Source organism: Endozoicomonas sp. 4G (genome assembly GCF_023822025.1).
In the GTDB taxonomy this organism is placed as follows: domain Bacteria; phylum Pseudomonadota; class Gammaproteobacteria; order Pseudomonadales; family Endozoicomonadaceae; genus Endozoicomonas_A.
On record NZ_CP082909.1, the window covers coordinates 5732745 to 5750002 of the forward strand.

General features: G+C 45.2%; 15 protein-coding genes. 8 read left to right on the forward strand and 7 right to left on the reverse strand.

Annotated features, from left to right (window positions below; genetic code table 11):
- Window positions 1-519: 519 nt before the first annotated feature.
- Window positions 520-2988 carry a hypothetical protein gene (locus K7B67_RS22715; protein WP_252178119.1) on the reverse strand — a complete coding sequence of 823 codons (2469 nt, stop codon included), beginning with the start codon at window positions 2986-2988 and terminating at the stop codon, window positions 520-522.
- 91 nt (window positions 2989-3079) lie between these two features.
- Window positions 3080-4858 (reverse strand): hypothetical protein, encoded by a 1779-nt coding sequence (locus K7B67_RS22720; protein WP_252178120.1) that lies wholly within the window; start codon window positions 4856-4858, stop codon window positions 3080-3082.
- Between the two features lie 27 nt (window positions 4859-4885).
- Here K7B67_RS22720 and K7B67_RS22725 point away from each other — a divergent pair, with 27 nt between their 5' ends.
- From K7B67_RS22725 to K7B67_RS22735, 3 genes are all read left to right on the forward strand, one after another.
- Complete coding sequence (locus K7B67_RS22725; RefSeq protein ID WP_252178121.1) at window positions 4886-5170, forward strand: hypothetical protein; 285 nt, start codon at window positions 4886-4888, stop codon at window positions 5168-5170.
- 268 nt (window positions 5171-5438) lie between these two features.
- Window positions 5439-5651, forward strand: a complete 213-nt coding sequence (locus K7B67_RS22730; protein WP_252178122.1) for a hypothetical protein — start codon at window positions 5439-5441, stop codon at window positions 5649-5651.
- Window positions 5652-5770: 119 nt separating this feature from the next.
- Window positions 5771-7438 carry an F-box/WD40 repeat-containing protein gene (locus K7B67_RS22735; RefSeq protein ID WP_252178123.1) on the forward strand — a complete coding sequence of 556 codons (1668 nt, stop codon included), beginning with the start codon at window positions 5771-5773 and terminating at the stop codon, window positions 7436-7438.
- A gap of 221 nt (window positions 7439-7659) precedes the next feature.
- Here K7B67_RS22735 and K7B67_RS22740 read toward each other — a convergent pair whose 3' ends face one another.
- On the reverse strand, window positions 7660-8076 hold the full coding sequence (locus K7B67_RS22740; protein WP_252178124.1) for a hypothetical protein: 417 nt from the start codon (window positions 8074-8076) through the stop codon (window positions 7660-7662).
- A 138-nt stretch (window positions 8077-8214) separates the two neighbouring features.
- On the opposite strand from K7B67_RS22740, the gene K7B67_RS22745 reads away from it, so the two are divergent.
- Entirely contained in the window at window positions 8215-9123 is a 909-nt protein-coding gene (locus K7B67_RS22745) for a methyltransferase domain-containing protein (RefSeq protein ID WP_252178125.1), read from the forward strand.
- A gap of 136 nt (window positions 9124-9259) precedes the next feature.
- Window positions 9260-10603, forward strand: a complete 1344-nt coding sequence (locus K7B67_RS22750; protein WP_252178126.1) for an MATE family efflux transporter — start codon at window positions 9260-9262, stop codon at window positions 10601-10603.
- A gap of 127 nt (window positions 10604-10730) precedes the next feature.
- On the opposite strand, the gene K7B67_RS22755 is transcribed toward K7B67_RS22750, so the two are convergent.
- From K7B67_RS22755 to K7B67_RS22770, 4 genes are all read right to left on the reverse strand, one after another.
- Complete coding sequence (locus K7B67_RS22755; RefSeq protein WP_252178127.1) at window positions 10731-10979, reverse strand: toxin-antitoxin system HicB family antitoxin; 249 nt, start codon at window positions 10977-10979, stop codon at window positions 10731-10733.
- A 164-nt stretch (window positions 10980-11143) separates the two neighbouring features.
- Window positions 11144-12265 carry a transposase gene (locus K7B67_RS22760; RefSeq protein WP_252178128.1) on the reverse strand — a complete coding sequence of 374 codons (1122 nt, stop codon included), beginning with the start codon at window positions 12263-12265 and terminating at the stop codon, window positions 11144-11146.
- 169 nt (window positions 12266-12434) lie between these two features.
- The gene (locus K7B67_RS22765; RefSeq protein ID WP_252178129.1) at window positions 12435-13085 is read right to left on the reverse strand and encodes a ChrR family anti-sigma-E factor; all 651 of its coding nucleotides are present in this window, start codon (window positions 13083-13085) and stop codon (window positions 12435-12437) included.
- On the reverse strand, window positions 13082-13654 hold the full coding sequence (locus K7B67_RS22770) for a sigma-70 family RNA polymerase sigma factor (protein ID WP_252178130.1): 573 nt from the start codon (window positions 13652-13654) through the stop codon (window positions 13082-13084). The genes K7B67_RS22765 and K7B67_RS22770 overlap by 4 nt, the downstream gene beginning before the upstream one ends.
- Before the next feature lie 156 nt (window positions 13655-13810).
- On the opposite strand from K7B67_RS22770, the gene K7B67_RS22775 reads away from it, so the two are divergent.
- Genes K7B67_RS22775 through K7B67_RS22785 form a run of 3 tightly spaced genes read left to right on the forward strand, consistent with a single transcriptional unit; the run spans window position 13811 to window position 17256 of the window.
- On the forward strand, window positions 13811-15178 hold the full coding sequence (locus tag K7B67_RS22775) for an FAD-dependent oxidoreductase (protein ID WP_252178131.1): 1368 nt from the start codon (window positions 13811-13813) through the stop codon (window positions 15176-15178).
- On the forward strand, window positions 15175-16029 hold the full coding sequence (locus K7B67_RS22780) for a DUF1365 domain-containing protein (protein ID WP_252178132.1): 855 nt from the start codon (window positions 15175-15177) through the stop codon (window positions 16027-16029). Before K7B67_RS22775 ends, K7B67_RS22780 begins: the two co-directional genes overlap by 4 nt.
- A complete protein-coding gene (locus K7B67_RS22785) occupies window positions 16030-17256 on the forward strand; it encodes a cyclopropane-fatty-acyl-phospholipid synthase family protein (protein WP_252178133.1) in 1227 nt (408 codons plus the stop codon).
- Window positions 17257-17258: the final 2 nt, after the last annotated feature.

Consider the following 17258-nt stretch of genomic DNA (forward strand, 5'->3'; position numbering starts at 1 on the left):
AGATAGTTAAAATAAAAATTCAGGTTAAGCAGTGTAAAAAATGCACCGATCCGTGACTCTGCTGTCACTGCCGATGCTGCGAAAACATCCGTTATAAAAGAGTGTCTGCCTGACTGCTGTTTAAGAACCACTTCTCTGGCGGCGGCTATGTAGTAGGGTACAAATGCAATAACAACAAAAATGGCTGAAGTGCGCAGTGAATCTAACACCTGTCGTGCGATTGTATAAGAGTCCTGCTGTACCAGAAGGTGAGTCTGTGGTTTTAATAAGTGGGGTATTCCCTGGTTCGAAATCGTCGTACCTACTGGATGTTCATTGACGTTGATGAGTGTTTCAGTGCCTCCACTTGCCGCCAATGGAAGTGCAGTCAAAAATAAAATCAATGTTGCCAGTCTGGCCATATTACTCATTTTTAAATTGTCCCACATTTTCTATTTTGCCGCTGTAGCAGGTTACCAGGAGCCTGACCGAGCACCTGCCCAATAAGCCAGAAATATTCGTTTCCAAATAGCTGAGTACTTACCAGTAATCAGCCAATACAACAATGATGCATTTTTCTGCTACTTTGTTCTTATCATTGCTGCATTTGAAGTTTATATCTCCGCCCCGATGAACCAAATAATTCTTGTTAGTAAAGGCATAACCGCAATTTAATTTATAACCATGTGTTTCTTCCGTCCCTTTATCAGGCGAGTGAAGATTCTTGCCGCGATCTGAAGACTGTCCAATATCAAGTCCACCACCTGAATATTCTATTTCACCATCGTTGTCATTCAACTGTACAACCAGACTTGCCTGTGCCGGATCGCGATGCCAAGGAAAACCCTTAATATTTTTGTGAGGCAAAAAGAACCCTTCAAACCTGTCGGGATGCATTAGGGGATAGCGCATTATATAGAACTGTATATTGTCAAACTTATTACCTGAAAAATTTAATGAATCTGCCATCTTTTCTAATGCCTGGCAGCATAGTTCTTTAACAGATTCCGAACGGGTGTAAATAATATTTCTCTTGAATGCTTCTTTTTCTTTTATCTTTCCATCTTTATCAAAATGACAGGTCAGTTCTTCTACCTCGTCATCCAATTTAATTACATTTCGTAGGTTACCATTAAGGCGGTTCAGAGCTAGATAATCAAAAATATTATTTTTCGGAATTCTGAAATAATCTTTAGAGGAGGATTCTAAAAACCCTTTTTTGATAAAATCCACATCAAATATTCGGCGATCTTCGCTTATTTCTCTTTTGACCTTTTTTAAAAGATCTTTATCAAATACATCTTTTACCTGAATGAATTTATCACCATATTTTATATTTTTATCGACTGTCCTTTCCCCTAAAACCGATGGCGTGGCGAAATGGCTGCTACCGGCTATATCTGCTAAAACATTCTCTTCTGAGTCCTGTGCACTCTGCCTAGGGTACCTTGTTTGATCCAGTCGTATTTTTTTCGATGAACTGGCACCATCAGCCGACGGTTCAAGCATGAATAGAGCAAATCGGTTTAAAATTTTTACATGCAGATTATACAGTTCGTTATGGAAAGACCATTTACCCGCTTTTATCATCTTTTTGAAAGTATCGGTTGATACTCTCAAAAAACCAGACTCTACCAAACCTTTCGATAATTCCGTCGATTCCGGAACACTGGCCAGACTGTTTTTAAAAGAATGGCTCTGTTGAGATGATGGAGCTGACCCAAGATTAGACGACCTTGCCAGATGGTTATTCATGGAATGATAAAATAAGTGCCCGATTCCCATTTGAAGCAGTGACATAAGGTTCTTGATATGGTGCTGCTGCCAGATTTTTTGTGCAGAAATACTCATGGCCAGTTTGTCTGACGTCGTACTGAGCGCCAGTGAAAACAGATCCTCTGAATGCTGGCTGGAGTCAGTAAGCAGTAAAAAGCCCTGATGGTGGCTAAAAAGATCATGGTCAGAGTAAACCAGTCGTGATACCGGGTTATTCTGGCTACTACTCAGGCCGATAACCGCAGCGCCTTTTTGACTGTTTAACACATCGGTTAAAGATGGGGAAAACACCATCATTTCGGTGGCACTCCCCAATATTGCGCTTTCAATAGCCCGGTTAACAGCCTTTAAGGTTTCTCCATGAAAGAGACTGTAAACCTTAGCCTCTTCAAAGTGTGAGCAGACGGTTGTGATAGTTTCTAAATCCCATTGAACATCCGTTTCAGCATCAATAATCAGGTTTATTTCTTCAGAAACCTGATCTCCACTGACCATCAGTTTTAGCAGGTTGGTGTGGTTCTCATCGATCTGGATAGTCAGCTTATCCATACGGTTGTTAGAAAGCGTTTGGTATAAATTGACCCATTCTGGAATGTCATCAGGGGGATCAATGTCGTCATTATTGCTCAGTACATTGATTTCCAGAAATGGCTTTTGATCTTCGGGGAATACAACCTGCTGATAGTAATGACTGGCCAGCCAGGGGTGTTCAGGGTAGACAGGCATGAAGCCTTTACGGGGAAGGTGCGCGTCACAGGCAAGGATTTTGTTTTCCCTGTCGACGTAGTCAGACACAGTGGAAGTCAGATAGTTAAAATAAAAATTCAGGTTAAGCAGTGTAAAAAATGCACCAATCCCTGACTCTACTGTCACTGCCGATGCTGCGAAAACATCCGTTATAAAAGAGTGGCTGCCTGACTGCTGTTTAAGAACCACTTCTCTGGCGGCGGCTATGTAGTAGGGTACAAATGCAATAACAACAAAAATGGCTGAAGTGCGCAGTGAATCTAACACCTGTCGTGCGATTGTATAAGAGTCCTGCTGTACCAGAAGGTGAGTCTGTGGTTTTAATAAGTGGGGTATTCCCTGGTTCGAAATCGTCGTACCTACTGGATGTTCATTGACGTTGATGAGTGTTTCAGTGCCTCCACTTGCCGCCAATGGAAGTGCAGTCAAAAATAAAATCAATGTTGCCAGTCTGGCCATATTACTCATTTTTAAATTGTCCCACATTTTCTATTTTGCCGCTGTAGCAGGTTACCAGGAGCCTGACCGAGCACCTGCCCAATAAGCTAGAAATATTCGTTTCCAAATAGCTGAGTACTTACCAGTAATCAGCCGATACAATAATGATGCATTTTTCTCCTACTTTGCTCTTATCATTGCTGCATTTGAAGTTTATATTTCCACCCCGATGAACCAAATGCTTCTCGTTAGTAAAGGCATAACCGAAATTTAATTTATAACCATGTGTTTCTTCCGTCCCTTCATCAGGCGAGTCAACAATCAAGCGGCGCGTTGAAGATCGTCCAATATCAAGTCCACCACCTGAATATTCTATTTCACAATCGTTGTCACTTAGCTGTACAACAAAGCTTGCCTGCGCCGGATCACGATGCCAGAGCAAATCCTTAATATTTTTGTGAGGTAACGGGAACCCTTCAAACCTGTCGGGATGGATCAGGGGATAACGCACTATAATAAACCGTATATTTTCAACCTTATTACCTGACCAACCAAATGAATCACACATTTTTTCTAATGCCTGACAGCATAGCTTTTTAACAGATTTTGAAGAAGTGTTAACAATACGTTTTTTGAATTCTTCTTTTTCTATGATCTTGCCATTTTCGTCAAAATGACAGATCAGGTTTCTATATTTGGATGCCAATTCCATATAAAACCGTAGATTACCATTAATTAATTGCAGAAACACATGATCACAAATATCATTTTTCGGTATGAAGAACCCCCCCATAAATAAGTGTTTTTCAAGCTGACCTTTGATAAAATCCACATCAAACAATCGGCGATCTTTGTCTATTTTTCTTTTAACCTTTTTTAAAAGACGCTTATCAAATACATCATTTACCATTATAAATCTATCACCATATTTTGTATGCTCATCAACCTTCTTTCTGGATTTACTTAGTAGCAGCCTTCTGAATTTTCTTAATAAAGAAACATGCTCTTCCTCTTGGCCCTGTGCATTCTGCCTGGGGTACCTTGTCTGATCCAGTCGTATTTTTTTCGATGAACTGGCACCATCAGCTGACGGTTCAAGCATGAACAGAGCAAATCGGTTTAAAATTTTTTCATGCAGATTATACAGTTCGTTATGGAAAGACCATTTTCCCGCTTCTATCATCCTTTCGAAAGTATCGATTGAGGATCTCAAAAAACCGGGTTCCACCGAACGTTGCGATAATTCTGTCGGTTCTCGAATATTGGTCAGGCTGTTTTTAAAGGAATGGCTCTGTTGAGATGATGGAGCTGACCCAAGGTTAGACGACCTTGCCAGATGGCTATTCATGGAATGATAAAATAAGTGCCCGGTTCCCATTTGAAGTAATGACACAAGGTCCTTGATATGATGCTGCTGCCAGATTTTTTGTGACGAAATACCCATGGCCAGTTTGTCTGATGTGGTACTGAGCGCCAGTGAAAACAGATCCTCTGAATGCTGGCTGGAGTCAGTGAGCAGTAAAAAGCCCTGATGGTGGCTAAAAAGATCATGGTCAGAGTAAACCAGTCGTGATACCGGGTTATTCTGGCTGGTACTCAGGCTAATAACCGCAGCGCCTTTTTGACTGTTTAACACATCGGTTAAAGATGGGGAAAACACCATCATTTCGGTGGCACTCCCCAATATTGCGTTTTCAATAGCCCGGTTAACAGCCTTTAAGGTTTCTCCATGAAAGAGACTGTAAACCTTAGCCTCTTCAAAGTGTGAGCAGACGGTTGTGATGGTTTCTAAATCCCATTGAACATCCGTTTCAGCATCAATAAGCAGGTTTATTTCTTCAGAAACCTGGTCTCCACTGACCATCAGTTTTAGCAGGTTGTTATGGTTCTCATCAATCTGGATAGTCAGCTTATCCATACGGTTGTCAGAAAGCGTTTGGTATAAATGGAGCCATTCTGGAATGTCATCAGGGGGATCAATGTCGTCATTATTTTCCAGTACATTGATTTCCAGAAATGGCTTTTGATCTTCGGGGAATACAACCTGCTGATAGTAATGACTGGCCAGCCAAGGGTGTTCAGGGTAGACAGGCATGAAGCCTTTGCGGGGAAGGTGCGCGTCACAGGCAAGGATTTTGTTTTCCCTGTCGACGTAGTCAGACACAGTGGAAGTCAGATAGTTAAAATAAAAATTCAGGTTAAGCAGTGTAAAAAATGCACCGATCCCTGACTCTACTGTCACTGCCGATGCTGCGAAAACATCCGTTATAAAAGAGTGGCTGCCTGACTGCTGTTTAAGAACCACTTCTCTGGCGGCGGCTATGTAATAGGGTACAAATGCAATAACAACAAAAATGGCAGAAGTGCGCAGTGAATCTAACACCTGTCGAGCGATTGTATAAGAATCCTGTTGTACCAGAAGGTGGGTCTGTGGTTTTAATAAGTGGGATATTCCCTGGTTCGAAATCGTCGTACCTACTGGATGTTCATTAACATGGATGAGTGTTTCAGTACCTCCACTGGCCGCCAATGGAAGTGTCGTCAAAAATAAAACCAATGCCACAATTCTGGCCATATTACTCATTTTTAAATTGTCCCAAATTTTCTATTTTGCCGCTGTAGCAGGTTACAACTGGCTACTCAGGCAGCCAGACCAGTTCTTTGGTTTGGCCGAAATTATTGTAGATCAGGGGGGCTTATTTGCAATTTAGTCAGCGTCACTGACCTTAATGTTATGAACTTTTATTCTGAAACCCTTTCCAACTTTCATGAATCGGTTTTGAATACTCTCTCAAGCCGAGATTGAATACTGACTTTGGAGTAACCAGACATGCCTCCTACTTTGAAAAGAAAATCCAGCATTGATGACTCACAACCACCTAAGCAACCTCAAACACAGGAAGCACCAAGGGGTGTCAGTGCAGGCAGGGAGGTTACTGTCTATGACAAAAACAAATCGTTGTTCCTCAGTTTGCCCGACGTACCGACCTCTATGATTATCAGCCATTTGAGTTTTCGGGAGATTATTGGTTTAGCTAAGGTATGCCAACATTTTCACACATTTATTAAAAACAATAAGACGGTGGAAAAAATCTGGTATCGCCGGTTTCCTGCTCCACACCAATATCAACTCAAGACTATCGCTACGGCAAAAAGTGATGAGCAAAAACTCCGTAACTGGTTGCGGCCATTTGCCAATGAGGACACTATCGAGTCACTTGTAAGACGGCGAGAAGAACCTCATTTTCCTGTCGACCTTCTTTTCACTAACAGTAAACTGATGGCTCAATGTGAAACGTTTGAGTTAGTAAAAAAAATCGAGTTTTGGCATAGACGTTTTGTCAACGAAGCCACCTTCAGCGCCAATAGCGACCATCTGGCGACCGCCAGTGCGGATGCAACGGTGAAAGTCCACAGCCAGAAAATCGATGGATCCTGGGCAGAAAACACCGTCATTTCACATCCCCGTTGGCTCAAATCCGCCATCTTCAGTCGTGATAGCCGTCATATGGTGACCAACAGTGATGATCTCATAGCGAAAATCTGTGGTCAGACTGACGATGGATCATGGACAGAAAAACTCATCATTAATCATGAATCTATAATCTGTTCTGCTAACTTCAGCGCCGATAGTCGCCATGTGGTGACTGCTGATAAATATGGAGGGCTGAGAATCCATAGTCTGGGGACCGATGGATCGTGGAAACCAACAGCCACCATTAATCATGAGGGTCCAGTCAAGTCGGCCAGCTTAAGCTTCGATGGACGTCATCTGTCGGTCATTGATTCAGATAATAACACTGTCACCATCTATGGTCGGGAAGAAGATGGATCATGGAACGTAAGAACCGTCATTCGCCATAAGAATGAAGTCTACTCTGCCACCTTCAGCGCCGATGGCAATCATCTGGTAACCGCCAGCAAAGATGGTACGGCAACAATCTATGACCTGCAGGACGACGGATCATGGGAAAAAATACAAACAATTAATCATGGTGGTCGGGTCTACTCAGCCAACTTCAGTACCGATAACAAACGTGTGGTGACTGCCGGTAAAGATGGGAAGGCAAAAATCTATGTTCAGAAAACCCCCGGATCGTGGAAAAAAGAAGCCATCATTAAACACAAGGACGCAATCACCTTAGCCCACTTCAGCGCTGATGGCCGTTATGTAGTGACCGCCAGTGACGATCACACCGCACAAATCTATGGTCGGGATGACGATGGAATATGGAGACCAAAAGTCACCATTAACCACAAAGGTAAACTCCGGTCAGCCACCTTCAGTGCCGATGGTTGCCATCTGGTAACCATCGCCGCGGGTGACAATGAGGCGCACATTTATGGTCTTGGGAGAGAGGGGTTATGGGTTAAAAAAGCCACTATTCGAGACGAGGATCCACTCAGATTAGCCACCATTAGCGCCGATGCCCGACATGTGTTGACCATTAATCAATTTGCTCGGGCGATAATTACTGAACTGCGGAGGAGCGATTAATTTTGAAAACCCTCTTCAGGCGAAAATAAATACCGACTTTGGAGCAACCAGACATGTCTCTTCTCTTGAAAAGAAAATCCAGCATTGATGACTCACATTGCCAATGAAGACGCTATCGAGTCACTTGTCAGACAACGAGAAGAACCTCATTTTCCTGTCGACCTTCTTTTCACTAACAGTAAACTGACGGCTCAAACGGCCAGTAAAGATAAGACTGTCATCTAAGGACTCACCAGCAACTTCACCATTTCAGCCCTAACCTGCCCTGGCTCACCGGCTTCCAGCAATCGTATGCTCTGAACTCTCAGCCCTCTGGCATACATATCCGCAAACCCGTTCACAAAGGATTCTACCGATCCTTCCTTGATGTAGATTTCAGCCTGCAGGGCATTGCCCTCTCTGACGCCAATCTGCAAACCGTTCTGGTCAGCCACCTGTTGCATCAGCAGCTGCCAGTCTGCCAAATGAATGGGCTTTGCTTTTGGCAGGGTGAGTGCTTCAGACTGAATCTCGGCTCTTTCCAACAATTGGGTCAGTTCGGGAAGCGGGCTGACAGGCTTTTCAACCGGTTTGAATTTCAGATACAGGAAAGCGGAGCCAGCCAGAGCCAGAACAAAGAGTAGAATTTTTATAAACATTTTATGCATCGAGTTTCTATTCACAGGAAGAAAAAGTTTGCCTCTGGTAATAGCAGAAGGATCTCTCTATTATCGGGTACCTGTCTGAGTACTACAGGCACATGCAGGCTTATCCACAAGGAATAATAATTTATATTTATGACCATTTTCGCATTTCTTTCCGGCGTCCTGCTAACTTGGCTGGTAATGTCGGGACTTTTATCCCAACTGATCAGTTTTATCATCAGTATCTGGTGGCCTTCTTCCAGTGGCGAGCGGGGTATGCAGGCTGATCAGTGGCTTTTGAACAGTGGCGTATCCACCTCTTCCGGCTGGAGGTTGATCGGTTATTGGCGTGAAACCTCCGATTATGGCCAGGCGTGTTCTGAGCTGGCAGGTCTTCTTGCCGATAAAGCCTGTCTCTCCAATCAGGATAAGGTGCTGGATGTTGGTTTTTCCAGCTACGATCAGCTTTTGGTCTGGCTCGATTACTATCAGGTTGAGTCCCTCACCGCCCTGGCAGAAACGGAACAGCTGTTGGCAGGTGCCCAGGATCAGTGTCATCACTATGATCAGCTAAAGCTGGTCAGAGGTCATGAAGCAGAGCTGGCCAAGTTGGACGCAGACTCTTTTGACAAACTGCTGGCCCTTGATTGCGCTTACCACTTTGATAACAAACCACGCTTTTTCAACAATGCCAGAAAAGTGATTAAGGAAGGCGGTAGCCTCACCCTGACTGATATGGTGCTCAGCCGCCCCTTCAAGGATCGGATGGAGCAGAGAATGGTCAATCTGCTGGCAAGATCCTGTGGCATCTCTGTGGAAGGCTTAATGACTCAGCAGAAGTATGAATACCATCTGCAAGAAGCTGGCTTTGAAAAAATTGAATGCGTCGACATCAGTCAGGATGTTCTTTCTGGCTTCTGCTTCTGGTTCTCGCAGCATTATAGACAACTGTCGCCTGTTACTCGTCCAAAAGTCTGGATTCGTTTGAGATTGCTGGTCTGGTTTATTCGCTGGATGCAACATCGGGGGTTGCTGGAGTATCACGTAATTTCAGCAAGATGATGTCAGTCAGGATGGTTTTTCTCATTCATTGAGGGTTACTTTAGTTGGTGGCACTTCCAACTTAAACTGGTAACCCTCAGTTTTGGAGAGGGCAGTGTCAGATCAGGTCGTGACTAATACAGGGGAAGTGATAATAATGACTCTATATGTACGAATGGCGAAATACTATGCCTATTTCAAACGTGATCTTTTAGAAACAGCTAAAATCAGCTTTCCAATTTTAATATCCTTAAGCTTTAGTATATTGTCAGGGGTAATAGATACAGTTGTGCTCGGAAGGTTCTCAATACTAGCATTATCTTCAGCAGTTATTGGTACTAGTATTTTCGTTATTTTCGTAACAGCTGTGAACGGATTATTACGGAGTATGATTCCACAGTATTTCTCCGCCTCTGATAGCAGGGAAAAAGCACGCGTCGTATTCAATGTAGGTGCTCTTGCGCTTTGTGTGAGCACTGCTTTGTGTCTGATTATTGTTAATCTAAAATCGTTTTTATTCTTTTTTGGCTTTGAGATAGAGTTAAGTGCACATGCCTATAATTATCTGAAAATTTTGATGTGGGGCCTGATCCCACTCTCCTTGAGTATGGTAGTGACCAACCTATTTATCGTGAGTAAATATACAAAGCCTCTACTTAAGATAAGTGTCTTGTCGTTCCTGGTTAATGTATTGATCACGGTTCCCCTTGTGTTTGGTTTAACTGGAGGGGAGCCAATGGGAGAGAAAGGAGCTGCGGTAGGAACGGTTCTGAGCTATATATTTTCTCTCACTTATGGGATGTTACTCTATGTGAGGCAATTCGGAGGAAGAGGTCCAATAATATTACCTGTTTTTAGTTTATCGACGCTCAGGCAAAGTTTTATTATTGGGATTCCGATCTCAGCAGCAGTGGTTACTAAATTTACCGCAATGTCAATGTTAGCTATTTGGATTGCGCAAGCGGGAGAATCATATGTTGCGGCATTTGGGATACTTAATAATGTTGCTTCAATTGTGTTTATTTTTCCTATTGCATATGGGCAGGCACAATTATCGAGACTGGGAGATTCAGATAAGTTTGTATCAGATAAAGAAGCTCACTGCTGGTTATATGCTTGTTTATTGAATATTACTCTAATTACGATCATGGTTGCTCTGTCTTTGTACTTAATAAAAAGTTGGCTCATTAGGCAGTACACATCTGATGAAAGTGTTACAATGCTTTTTGAAAATACGTTACCACTTGTGTTAATAGCGATTATATTTGATTCAATACAGGCCACCTCGGGAATTATACTTACGCATTTCAAAGATACATTTTTCTCCTTTATATCGATAGTTACAGGATATTTCCTTGTTTGTATTCCAGCTGTATATTTTTTCAGTGAAACGACTAGCCCTGATATTGTTTTTCATGTCTACACAGCTATGGTCCTGTGCTTATTCCTTTTATCAATACTACAAGTTGCACGTTTATCCAGAATGATTGTAAGAGCATAATCTTGGATGTTTCATTGTCAACAAATAGGGTATCTGATGTTCAGTCATGCCGGGATGATGATTATCGCGGTTGCTGAAAGAGCTGGACATCAGACCCTGGTGTTAAGGTTGCTGAAAGCACTGGATATCAGACCCTGGTGTTAAAATCCCGTTCCAGCTTTTCCCTGATGGCGCTACAGATAAAGGCATTCAGAGACATGCCGCTGTCAACAGTCGCCGCAACGCGATGGAGTTCTTCGCCAATCCGGATATTCAGGGAACCTTTAAAAGGTTTATCCGGTACTTTATCGAGCTCAATGCATTCTCTAAGATAAGTATCAACCGCCGTCCTGAACTCTTTTTCCAGCTCAGAGAGTGTCACAGCCTCGTAGGTCACCAAGTCACGGATAAAGGCCAGCTTGCCGTAAAGGGATCCTGTTTCAACCTGTGGCTCAATAGTGCCTTGGTAGCCTTTCTGACACTCCCCGCCCTATCGGGCGAGGGTTCTTAGATCGCTCCAAGAACCTTCCTGCTTCAACACGCCTTCCCTAGATAGGGGCTTTAAGCCTCTATCCCCGTTCCAGTCGCTCCACAGGCTAACCCCGCCAGCCCGGCGGTTTTGATATTCTTTGCTGCGTTAATGTCCCGGTCGTGATGGGTTTTGCACTCTGGGCACTCCCAATCACGAATAGACAACGGCAGACTTTCATGGATAAATCCGCAACTGGAGCAGCGTTTGGAACTTGGAAAGAAACGGTCTATCTTAACCAGATCTCTACCCGCCCAATAAGCCTTGTATTTCAACTGGCGGACAAACACTCCCCAGTTTGCATCGGCTATATGTTTCGTCAGTTTTGGATTTTTGATCATTCCCTTCACGTTCAGAGACTCTACGCAAACAACTTGGTTCTCGTTAATGAGTTTGCGGGATGCCTGGTGGGTGGCATCCATCCGGCAATCGGCAATCTTGGCATGAAGTCGTGCAACCTTGAGCTTTGCTTTGGCTCTGTTGCTACTGCCTTTTTGCTTTTTTGACATCTGACGCTGAAGATAGGCGAGCTTTTGCTCGTAGCGTTTGGTGTGCCTTGGATTACCGGATTTTTCACCGTCTGAAGTGATGAATAGATCATTTAAACCTAAATCAATGCCTACTGTCTTATTGATGGTAGGCATTGGTTTAGCTTCAAACTCGCACAGCATGGACACAAAGTACCGGCCTGCACGATCTTTAATGATAGTGATACTGGAAGGCTCAGAAGCCAGTGGTCGGCTCCAGCGAATATTCAACGGCTCTTTGCTCTTGGCAATGAATAGTTTGCCTTCTTTGTACCTGAAAGCAGCCTTTGTCAGCCGTATACTTTGCCTCGAATGTCTTTTTTTGAATTTGGGGTACTTGGCTCTTCCATCCCAAAAGTTCCTGAAGGCTTCCTGCTGATCCCTGAGTGTTTGTTGCAAAATGACACTGGAAACATCGGTTAAGAATGGATACTCTGCCTTCAGCGTGACAAGCCTCTTTTCAGCCTGAGCATGAGAGATACTGGTTCCGTCTTTGTAGTAGGCATCGGTACGAAATCGAAGGGTATTATTGTAGGCGAAACGAGCGCAACCAAATGATTGGGCAAGTAGCTGTGCTTGCTCAGGGGTTGGGTAGAATCGTTCTTTGTAGGCTCGTTTCGTCTTCATAGGAATCACTTTACAGAAAACATAGGCTTCCGTAAAGCATGATAGTTCTTATCAGTACTGCGTACTGACCGCTTGTATCACCGCCCGATTGGGCGATGCTTTACGCGGAGTTTGGTAACTTAAATACGTCATAAGTCGCCTGAAGCATTGGTAAAAATCAATAACTCACTCAAATCTGAAAGAAAGGTTGCAGAAGCCTGGGTACCAGCCCGTTGAATCGTAAAGGGGCATCAGTAGCAATCAGGCAAATACAATGTTCGTCAGTGTCGGCCACTGGCTGATGCTGAACGTCAGGGTCCAGGTCGGCGACATCGCCAGCGCAAAATCGTCCCAGCTCATCGGTGTAGGAGCCTCTTAATACCATGGTGAGCTCAGAGCCGGTATGCCCATGGGAAGGCATACAGGTGCCTGGCGCAATTTTTAACAATCTCAGGTTACTGCCGAATGCTGGCAGGATAAATTGCTTCAGTCCGGGTGCCATATACTTCCAGTGCAGGTCGTCCAGATAATAGCCCAAAACGGGTCTGAGGAGGGGGGGAACATCGGAGTCATTCGGAATATTCTGCTCTTCCCTGCTGTCAGCGGCGGCCCGCTCAGTCTTATCAAGTAGAGCCAGAATGTCGTCTTTAGCATGGGCCGACAAGGTTGCTGGTTCTAACTCTTCCAGTAAACGGATACCGACCTGTTCTGCTTCCTGAACATGCTGGCGGCAACGGCTGCATACACTCAGATGAGCGGCAACCACCGTAGCAACAGCATCAGGAAGACTGCCTGCTGAGTAACTCATCAGGGTACTGAGGTCAGGGTGATGGGTTGTCATGTTACCTCTCCTGCTTGATTACGAAGCTTGTTGAAAGCCAGTCTCAAGCCTGATTTCACACTGCCCAACGGCATGTCCATATCTTCAGAAATTTCACGATGGCTTTTTCCTTCGTAATACACTTTGTACACCAGCTGGGCCTGTTGCTGAGGCAAACCCTTCAGGGCGGACTTGATCTTTTCTGAATCAAACTCTGCCATGGCCGGTTCAAAACAGGTTTCCGGATAATTATCCAGAGGTGTCATCAAATCTGGCTTTTCCTTTCTCAGTCGATCAATCCAGAGGTTGCGGGCTATCCTGAATATCCAGGTAGAAGCTGTCGACTTACGGGGATCGTAACTTTTGCAATGTCTCCAGACGGAGAGCATGGTTTCCTGAACCAGGTCTTCAGCCATCTCTCCGTGAGCACCTTTAGTCATCAGGTGCCTTTTGAGTCTGGGCGCAAAAAAATCATAAAGGAGCGCAAATGTCTGCTTGTCCCGATAGCAGCCAAGATCAACCAATGACTGCTTGAGTTTGCCTGACATGTCACAGCGACTGTTTTCTGAATCCATTGTGCTTTTGTTCATAGATGGACGTATCATCAGAATATCGTGTGTTCAGCCTGTTTGTCTCTGCCTACGTAAACAAGGCTGGTTTGGATCATCTGGAAGCCAGGTTCAGTGATCCGAATAAACCGTTAAAGCGTAGAGATTATTGATACTATCGTTTACACAGGTCGCTCTATGACAGCTAAAGGACTCAGTATTGCTGTAATTGGATCAGGCATCAGCGGGCTGTCCAGCGCCTGGCTGCTGTCTAAGCAGCACAATGTCACCCTGTTTGAAAAAGATGATCGCTTCGGCGGACACAGTAACACGGTGATGGTTCAGGACAGTGACCAGTCTATTCCAGTGGATACCGGCTTTATTGTTTTTAATAACAAAACTTATCCTAATCTGACGGCTTTTTTTGACTATCTGGATGTACCGGTTGTCAATACAGATATGTCTTTTGCTGTTTCCATGAATCAGGGGCAGACTGAATATTCAGGAACCAGCCTGAGCGGATTGTTTGCCCAACGGTCAAATGTTGTTAAGCCCGGATTTCTGAGAATGCTGATGGATATTTTCAGATTCTACCAGTCCAGCGCCGATGTCATGAAACAGCTGAAGCCATCGGTCACTCTTCGGGAGCTGCTCACCGATCGGGGCTACAGCCAACGATTTATTGACGATCACCTGATTCCGATGGGAGCCGCCATCTGGTCAACACCTTCGGATCGAATGCTGGATTATCCAGCCCTGGCTTTTATGCGATTTTGCCAGAATCATGGTCTGCTGCAACTGACAGACCGTCCTCAATGGCAAACCGTGAATGGCGGTAGCAGAGAATATGTTAGCCGCATTCTGGGTGACATGAGCGGTCTGGCCATCAAGAATCGCTGTGTCCGGAAGGTCAAACGCCATGCCGACCGGGTGACCATCACCGATTTGCAGGGTGATATCCACGAGTTTGATCATGTGGTCATGGCCTGTCACGCCGATACTTCCCTGGCCATGTTGAGCGAACCCAGCGAATTGGAGCAGTTACTGTTGGGATCCTTCAGCTTTCAACGAAACCGGGCCATTTTGCACAGTGATGAACGACTGATGCCCACCCGAAAAAAAGCCTGGGCGAGCTGGAACTATTTTGGCACCCGTGCCAATGAAGGACCTTCCGTCACTTACTGGATGAATCGGCTTCAACATCTGGAAGGCCCTCCTCTGTTTGTCACCCTGAATCCTTCCAGAGAGCCCGGGCACATTCACGGTTGCTACCTCTACGACCACCCTGTGTTTGATCGAAATGCCCTGGAGGCGCAGTCAAGGTTATGGGAGTTACAGGGCCACAATCGTACATGGTTCTGTGGGGCCTGGTTTGGTTATGGTTTTCATGAAGACGGCCTTCAGTCCGGGCTGGCTGTGGCCGAAGCGCTGGGCGGAAAACGAAGGCCCTGGTCTGTTGAAAACCAGAACGACAGGTTGACCTGGCCCGAACATGGTATCGGGAAAAGACCGGTCACCTTTGCTTCGTGCAGTGGTACGGACGGCAGCGTCAGGAGGCAGGTATGAAGTCAGCAATCTACTGGGGGCAGTTAATGCATAACCGCATTCAACCCCGCAAGCATCGCTTCTCGTATCGTATCGCTTCCTGGTTTATTGATCTGGATGAGCTGGAGCAGCTTGATGACCAGCTCAAGCTGTTTTCAGTCAGCCGGTTTAATCTGCTCTCTTTATATCCAAAGGATTTTGGTGATGGTTCTGGAAGCTGTCTTAAAACCCAGGCCACTGAGCTTCTGCTGGGGCACGATATAGCGACGCCTGAGCGAATCTTTATGTTGTGTTATCCCAGAGTGTTTGGCTACATCTTCAATCCTCTGACGGTCTATTATTGTCTCGACTCAGAGGAGAAGTTATCTGCCCTTATCTATGAAGTATCGAACACTTTTGGTGAACGACACAGTTACGTTATCCCCATAGCAAAGAATGAGGATAACAAGACCAGCTTCCACCAGTCCGTCAAAAAACAACTGCACGTTTCACCTTTTTTTGAAACCGATTGTGAGTACCGTTTCAAGGCACAGTTGCCCGATCAAACCCTGAAGCTGGGCATTCATCTTCACAATGCCGAAGGCCGGTTATTTGCAGCCGTACTCAAAGGTGAGCGACAGGTGCTCAGTGACTTGAATATTCTCAGGCAGTTATTGGTTCTGCCATTGCAGGCTTTTAAAGTGACTCTGGCCATTCATTGGGAGGCTTTTCGGCTGTTTATTAAGGGAATTCGAGTGGTTCGCCACGTTCCAAAAGATCGTTTCTTCAGCTGGAGTCGTGGCACCACACACCGGTGGCATGAAAAACTGGCAAATGCAGGCAAAATAACAAGAACCAGTGGGCAAAAAAAGTACGGGAAACAGGGGGTATAAATGTTGGACATCTCAGGAAAAACCCTGCCTCAGAATGGCTTGTCCAGCGGGCAGGGTGCATCAAATACCATAAAGTGGCTGGTGAAACGACTGGAGAATGCCTCGCTGAGCCGTATTGAGTTACAGCAAAAAGACGGCCTGATACCAGTAGGTTTGCCTGTACAGGACGTACCGATAGCCCAAGTCAGGATTAATCGCCCTTTTAGTCTGCTCAGGGCGGCCAGCAGGGGGTTGATCGGACTGGCTGAATCCTATATGAAAGGGGACTGGGATACGCCCGACCTGCAGGCTGTACTGGATTGGGGCATGGTCAATGAGAAGCAGATAGAAAAACAATTTTCCTCAACCTGGCTGTCTCGAAAACTGAATCGGATGAGCCATCTTTTAAACAACAATAGTCGTTCAGGAAGTCGTCGTAACATTGCTGCCCATTATGATTTGGGCAATGACTTTTATCGGTTGTGGCTGGACCCTTCCATGACCTATTCCAGCGCCCTGTTCAATGATAACGATGAAACACTGGAGCAGGCTCAGGCCAATAAATACCATCAGATACTGAACTGGCTGGATACAATGCCAGAGCATTCTGTGCTGGAAATTGGTTGTGGCTGGGGAGGCTTTGCCCGGTTATTACAGCAGCAGGGAGGACAGCATTATTTCGGAGTGACCCTGTCCACAGAGCAGCTACAGTTTGCCCGTCATTCACTTCAGCAGCAGGCGGGTTTCAATGTTCATCTAAAAGATTACCGGGATATTCAGGGGCAGTATGACCGCATTGTCTCCATAGAAATGTTGGAGGCCGTAGGAGAAAACCACTGGCCCATCTATTTTCAGAAAGTGTTTGATGTTCTCAAGCCCGGCGGGGTGGCTGTGATCCAGGTGATTACCATTGATCAAGAACGCTTCAACGATTACCGGGCAGAAGCCGACTTTATTCAGCGTTATATCTTCCCGGGCGGTATGCTCCCGACGGATCAGGTGATCCATGACCAATGTCACCAGGCAGGTCTGGCCATCGAGAACACATATTCTTTTGGTCGTGACTACGCCAGAACACTGTCAATCTGGGCTGAATCATTCAGGCAGCACTGGCCGGAGATTATGACTCTGGGCTTTGACGAGCATTTTAAACGCATGTGGCTGTTCTACCTCGCTTATTGTGAAGCGGGCTTTAAACAGGACAGTATCGACGTGCGACTTTATCAGATCAGTAAGCCTGATTTATAAGC

Bases quoted from the DNA above. Each gene is read 5' to 3' on its own strand.
- K7B67_RS22730 (WP_252178122.1), top strand. From the start codon at position 5,439: ATGAGTGTTTCAGTACCTCCACTGGCCGCCAATGGAAGTGTCGTCAAA.
- K7B67_RS22745 (WP_252178125.1), top strand. From the start codon at position 8,215: ATGACCATTTTCGCATTTCTTTCCGGCGTCCTGCTAACTTGGCTGGTA.
- K7B67_RS22750 (WP_252178126.1), top strand. From the start codon at position 9,260: ATGACTCTATATGTACGAATGGCGAAATACTATGCCTATTTCAAACGT.
- K7B67_RS22775 (WP_252178131.1), top strand. From the start codon at position 13,811: ATGACAGCTAAAGGACTCAGTATTGCTGTAATTGGATCAGGCATCAGC.
- K7B67_RS22725 (WP_252178121.1), top strand. From the start codon at position 4,886: ATGGAGCCATTCTGGAATGTCATCAGGGGGATCAATGTCGTCATTATT.
- K7B67_RS22760 (WP_252178128.1), bottom strand. From the start codon at position 12,265: ATGAAGACGAAACGAGCCTACAAAGAACGATTCTACCCAACCCCTGAG.
- K7B67_RS22785 (WP_252178133.1), top strand. From the start codon at position 16,030: ATGTTGGACATCTCAGGAAAAACCCTGCCTCAGAATGGCTTGTCCAGC.
- K7B67_RS22780 (WP_252178132.1), top strand. From the start codon at position 15,175: ATGAAGTCAGCAATCTACTGGGGGCAGTTAATGCATAACCGCATTCAA.
- K7B67_RS22715 (WP_252178119.1), bottom strand. From the start codon at position 2,988: ATGTGGGACAATTTAAAAATGAGTAATATGGCCAGACTGGCAACATTG.
- K7B67_RS22765 (WP_252178129.1), bottom strand. From the start codon at position 13,085: ATGACAACCCATCACCCTGACCTCAGTACCCTGATGAGTTACTCAGCA.
- K7B67_RS22735 (WP_252178123.1), top strand. From the start codon at position 5,771: ATGCCTCCTACTTTGAAAAGAAAATCCAGCATTGATGACTCACAACCA.
- K7B67_RS22770 (WP_252178130.1), bottom strand. From the start codon at position 13,654: ATGAACAAAAGCACAATGGATTCAGAAAACAGTCGCTGTGACATGTCA.
- K7B67_RS22740 (WP_252178124.1), bottom strand. From the start codon at position 8,076: ATGTTTATAAAAATTCTACTCTTTGTTCTGGCTCTGGCTGGCTCCGCT.
- K7B67_RS22720 (WP_252178120.1), bottom strand. From the start codon at position 4,858: ATGGATAAGCTGACTATCCAGATTGATGAGAACCATAACAACCTGCTA.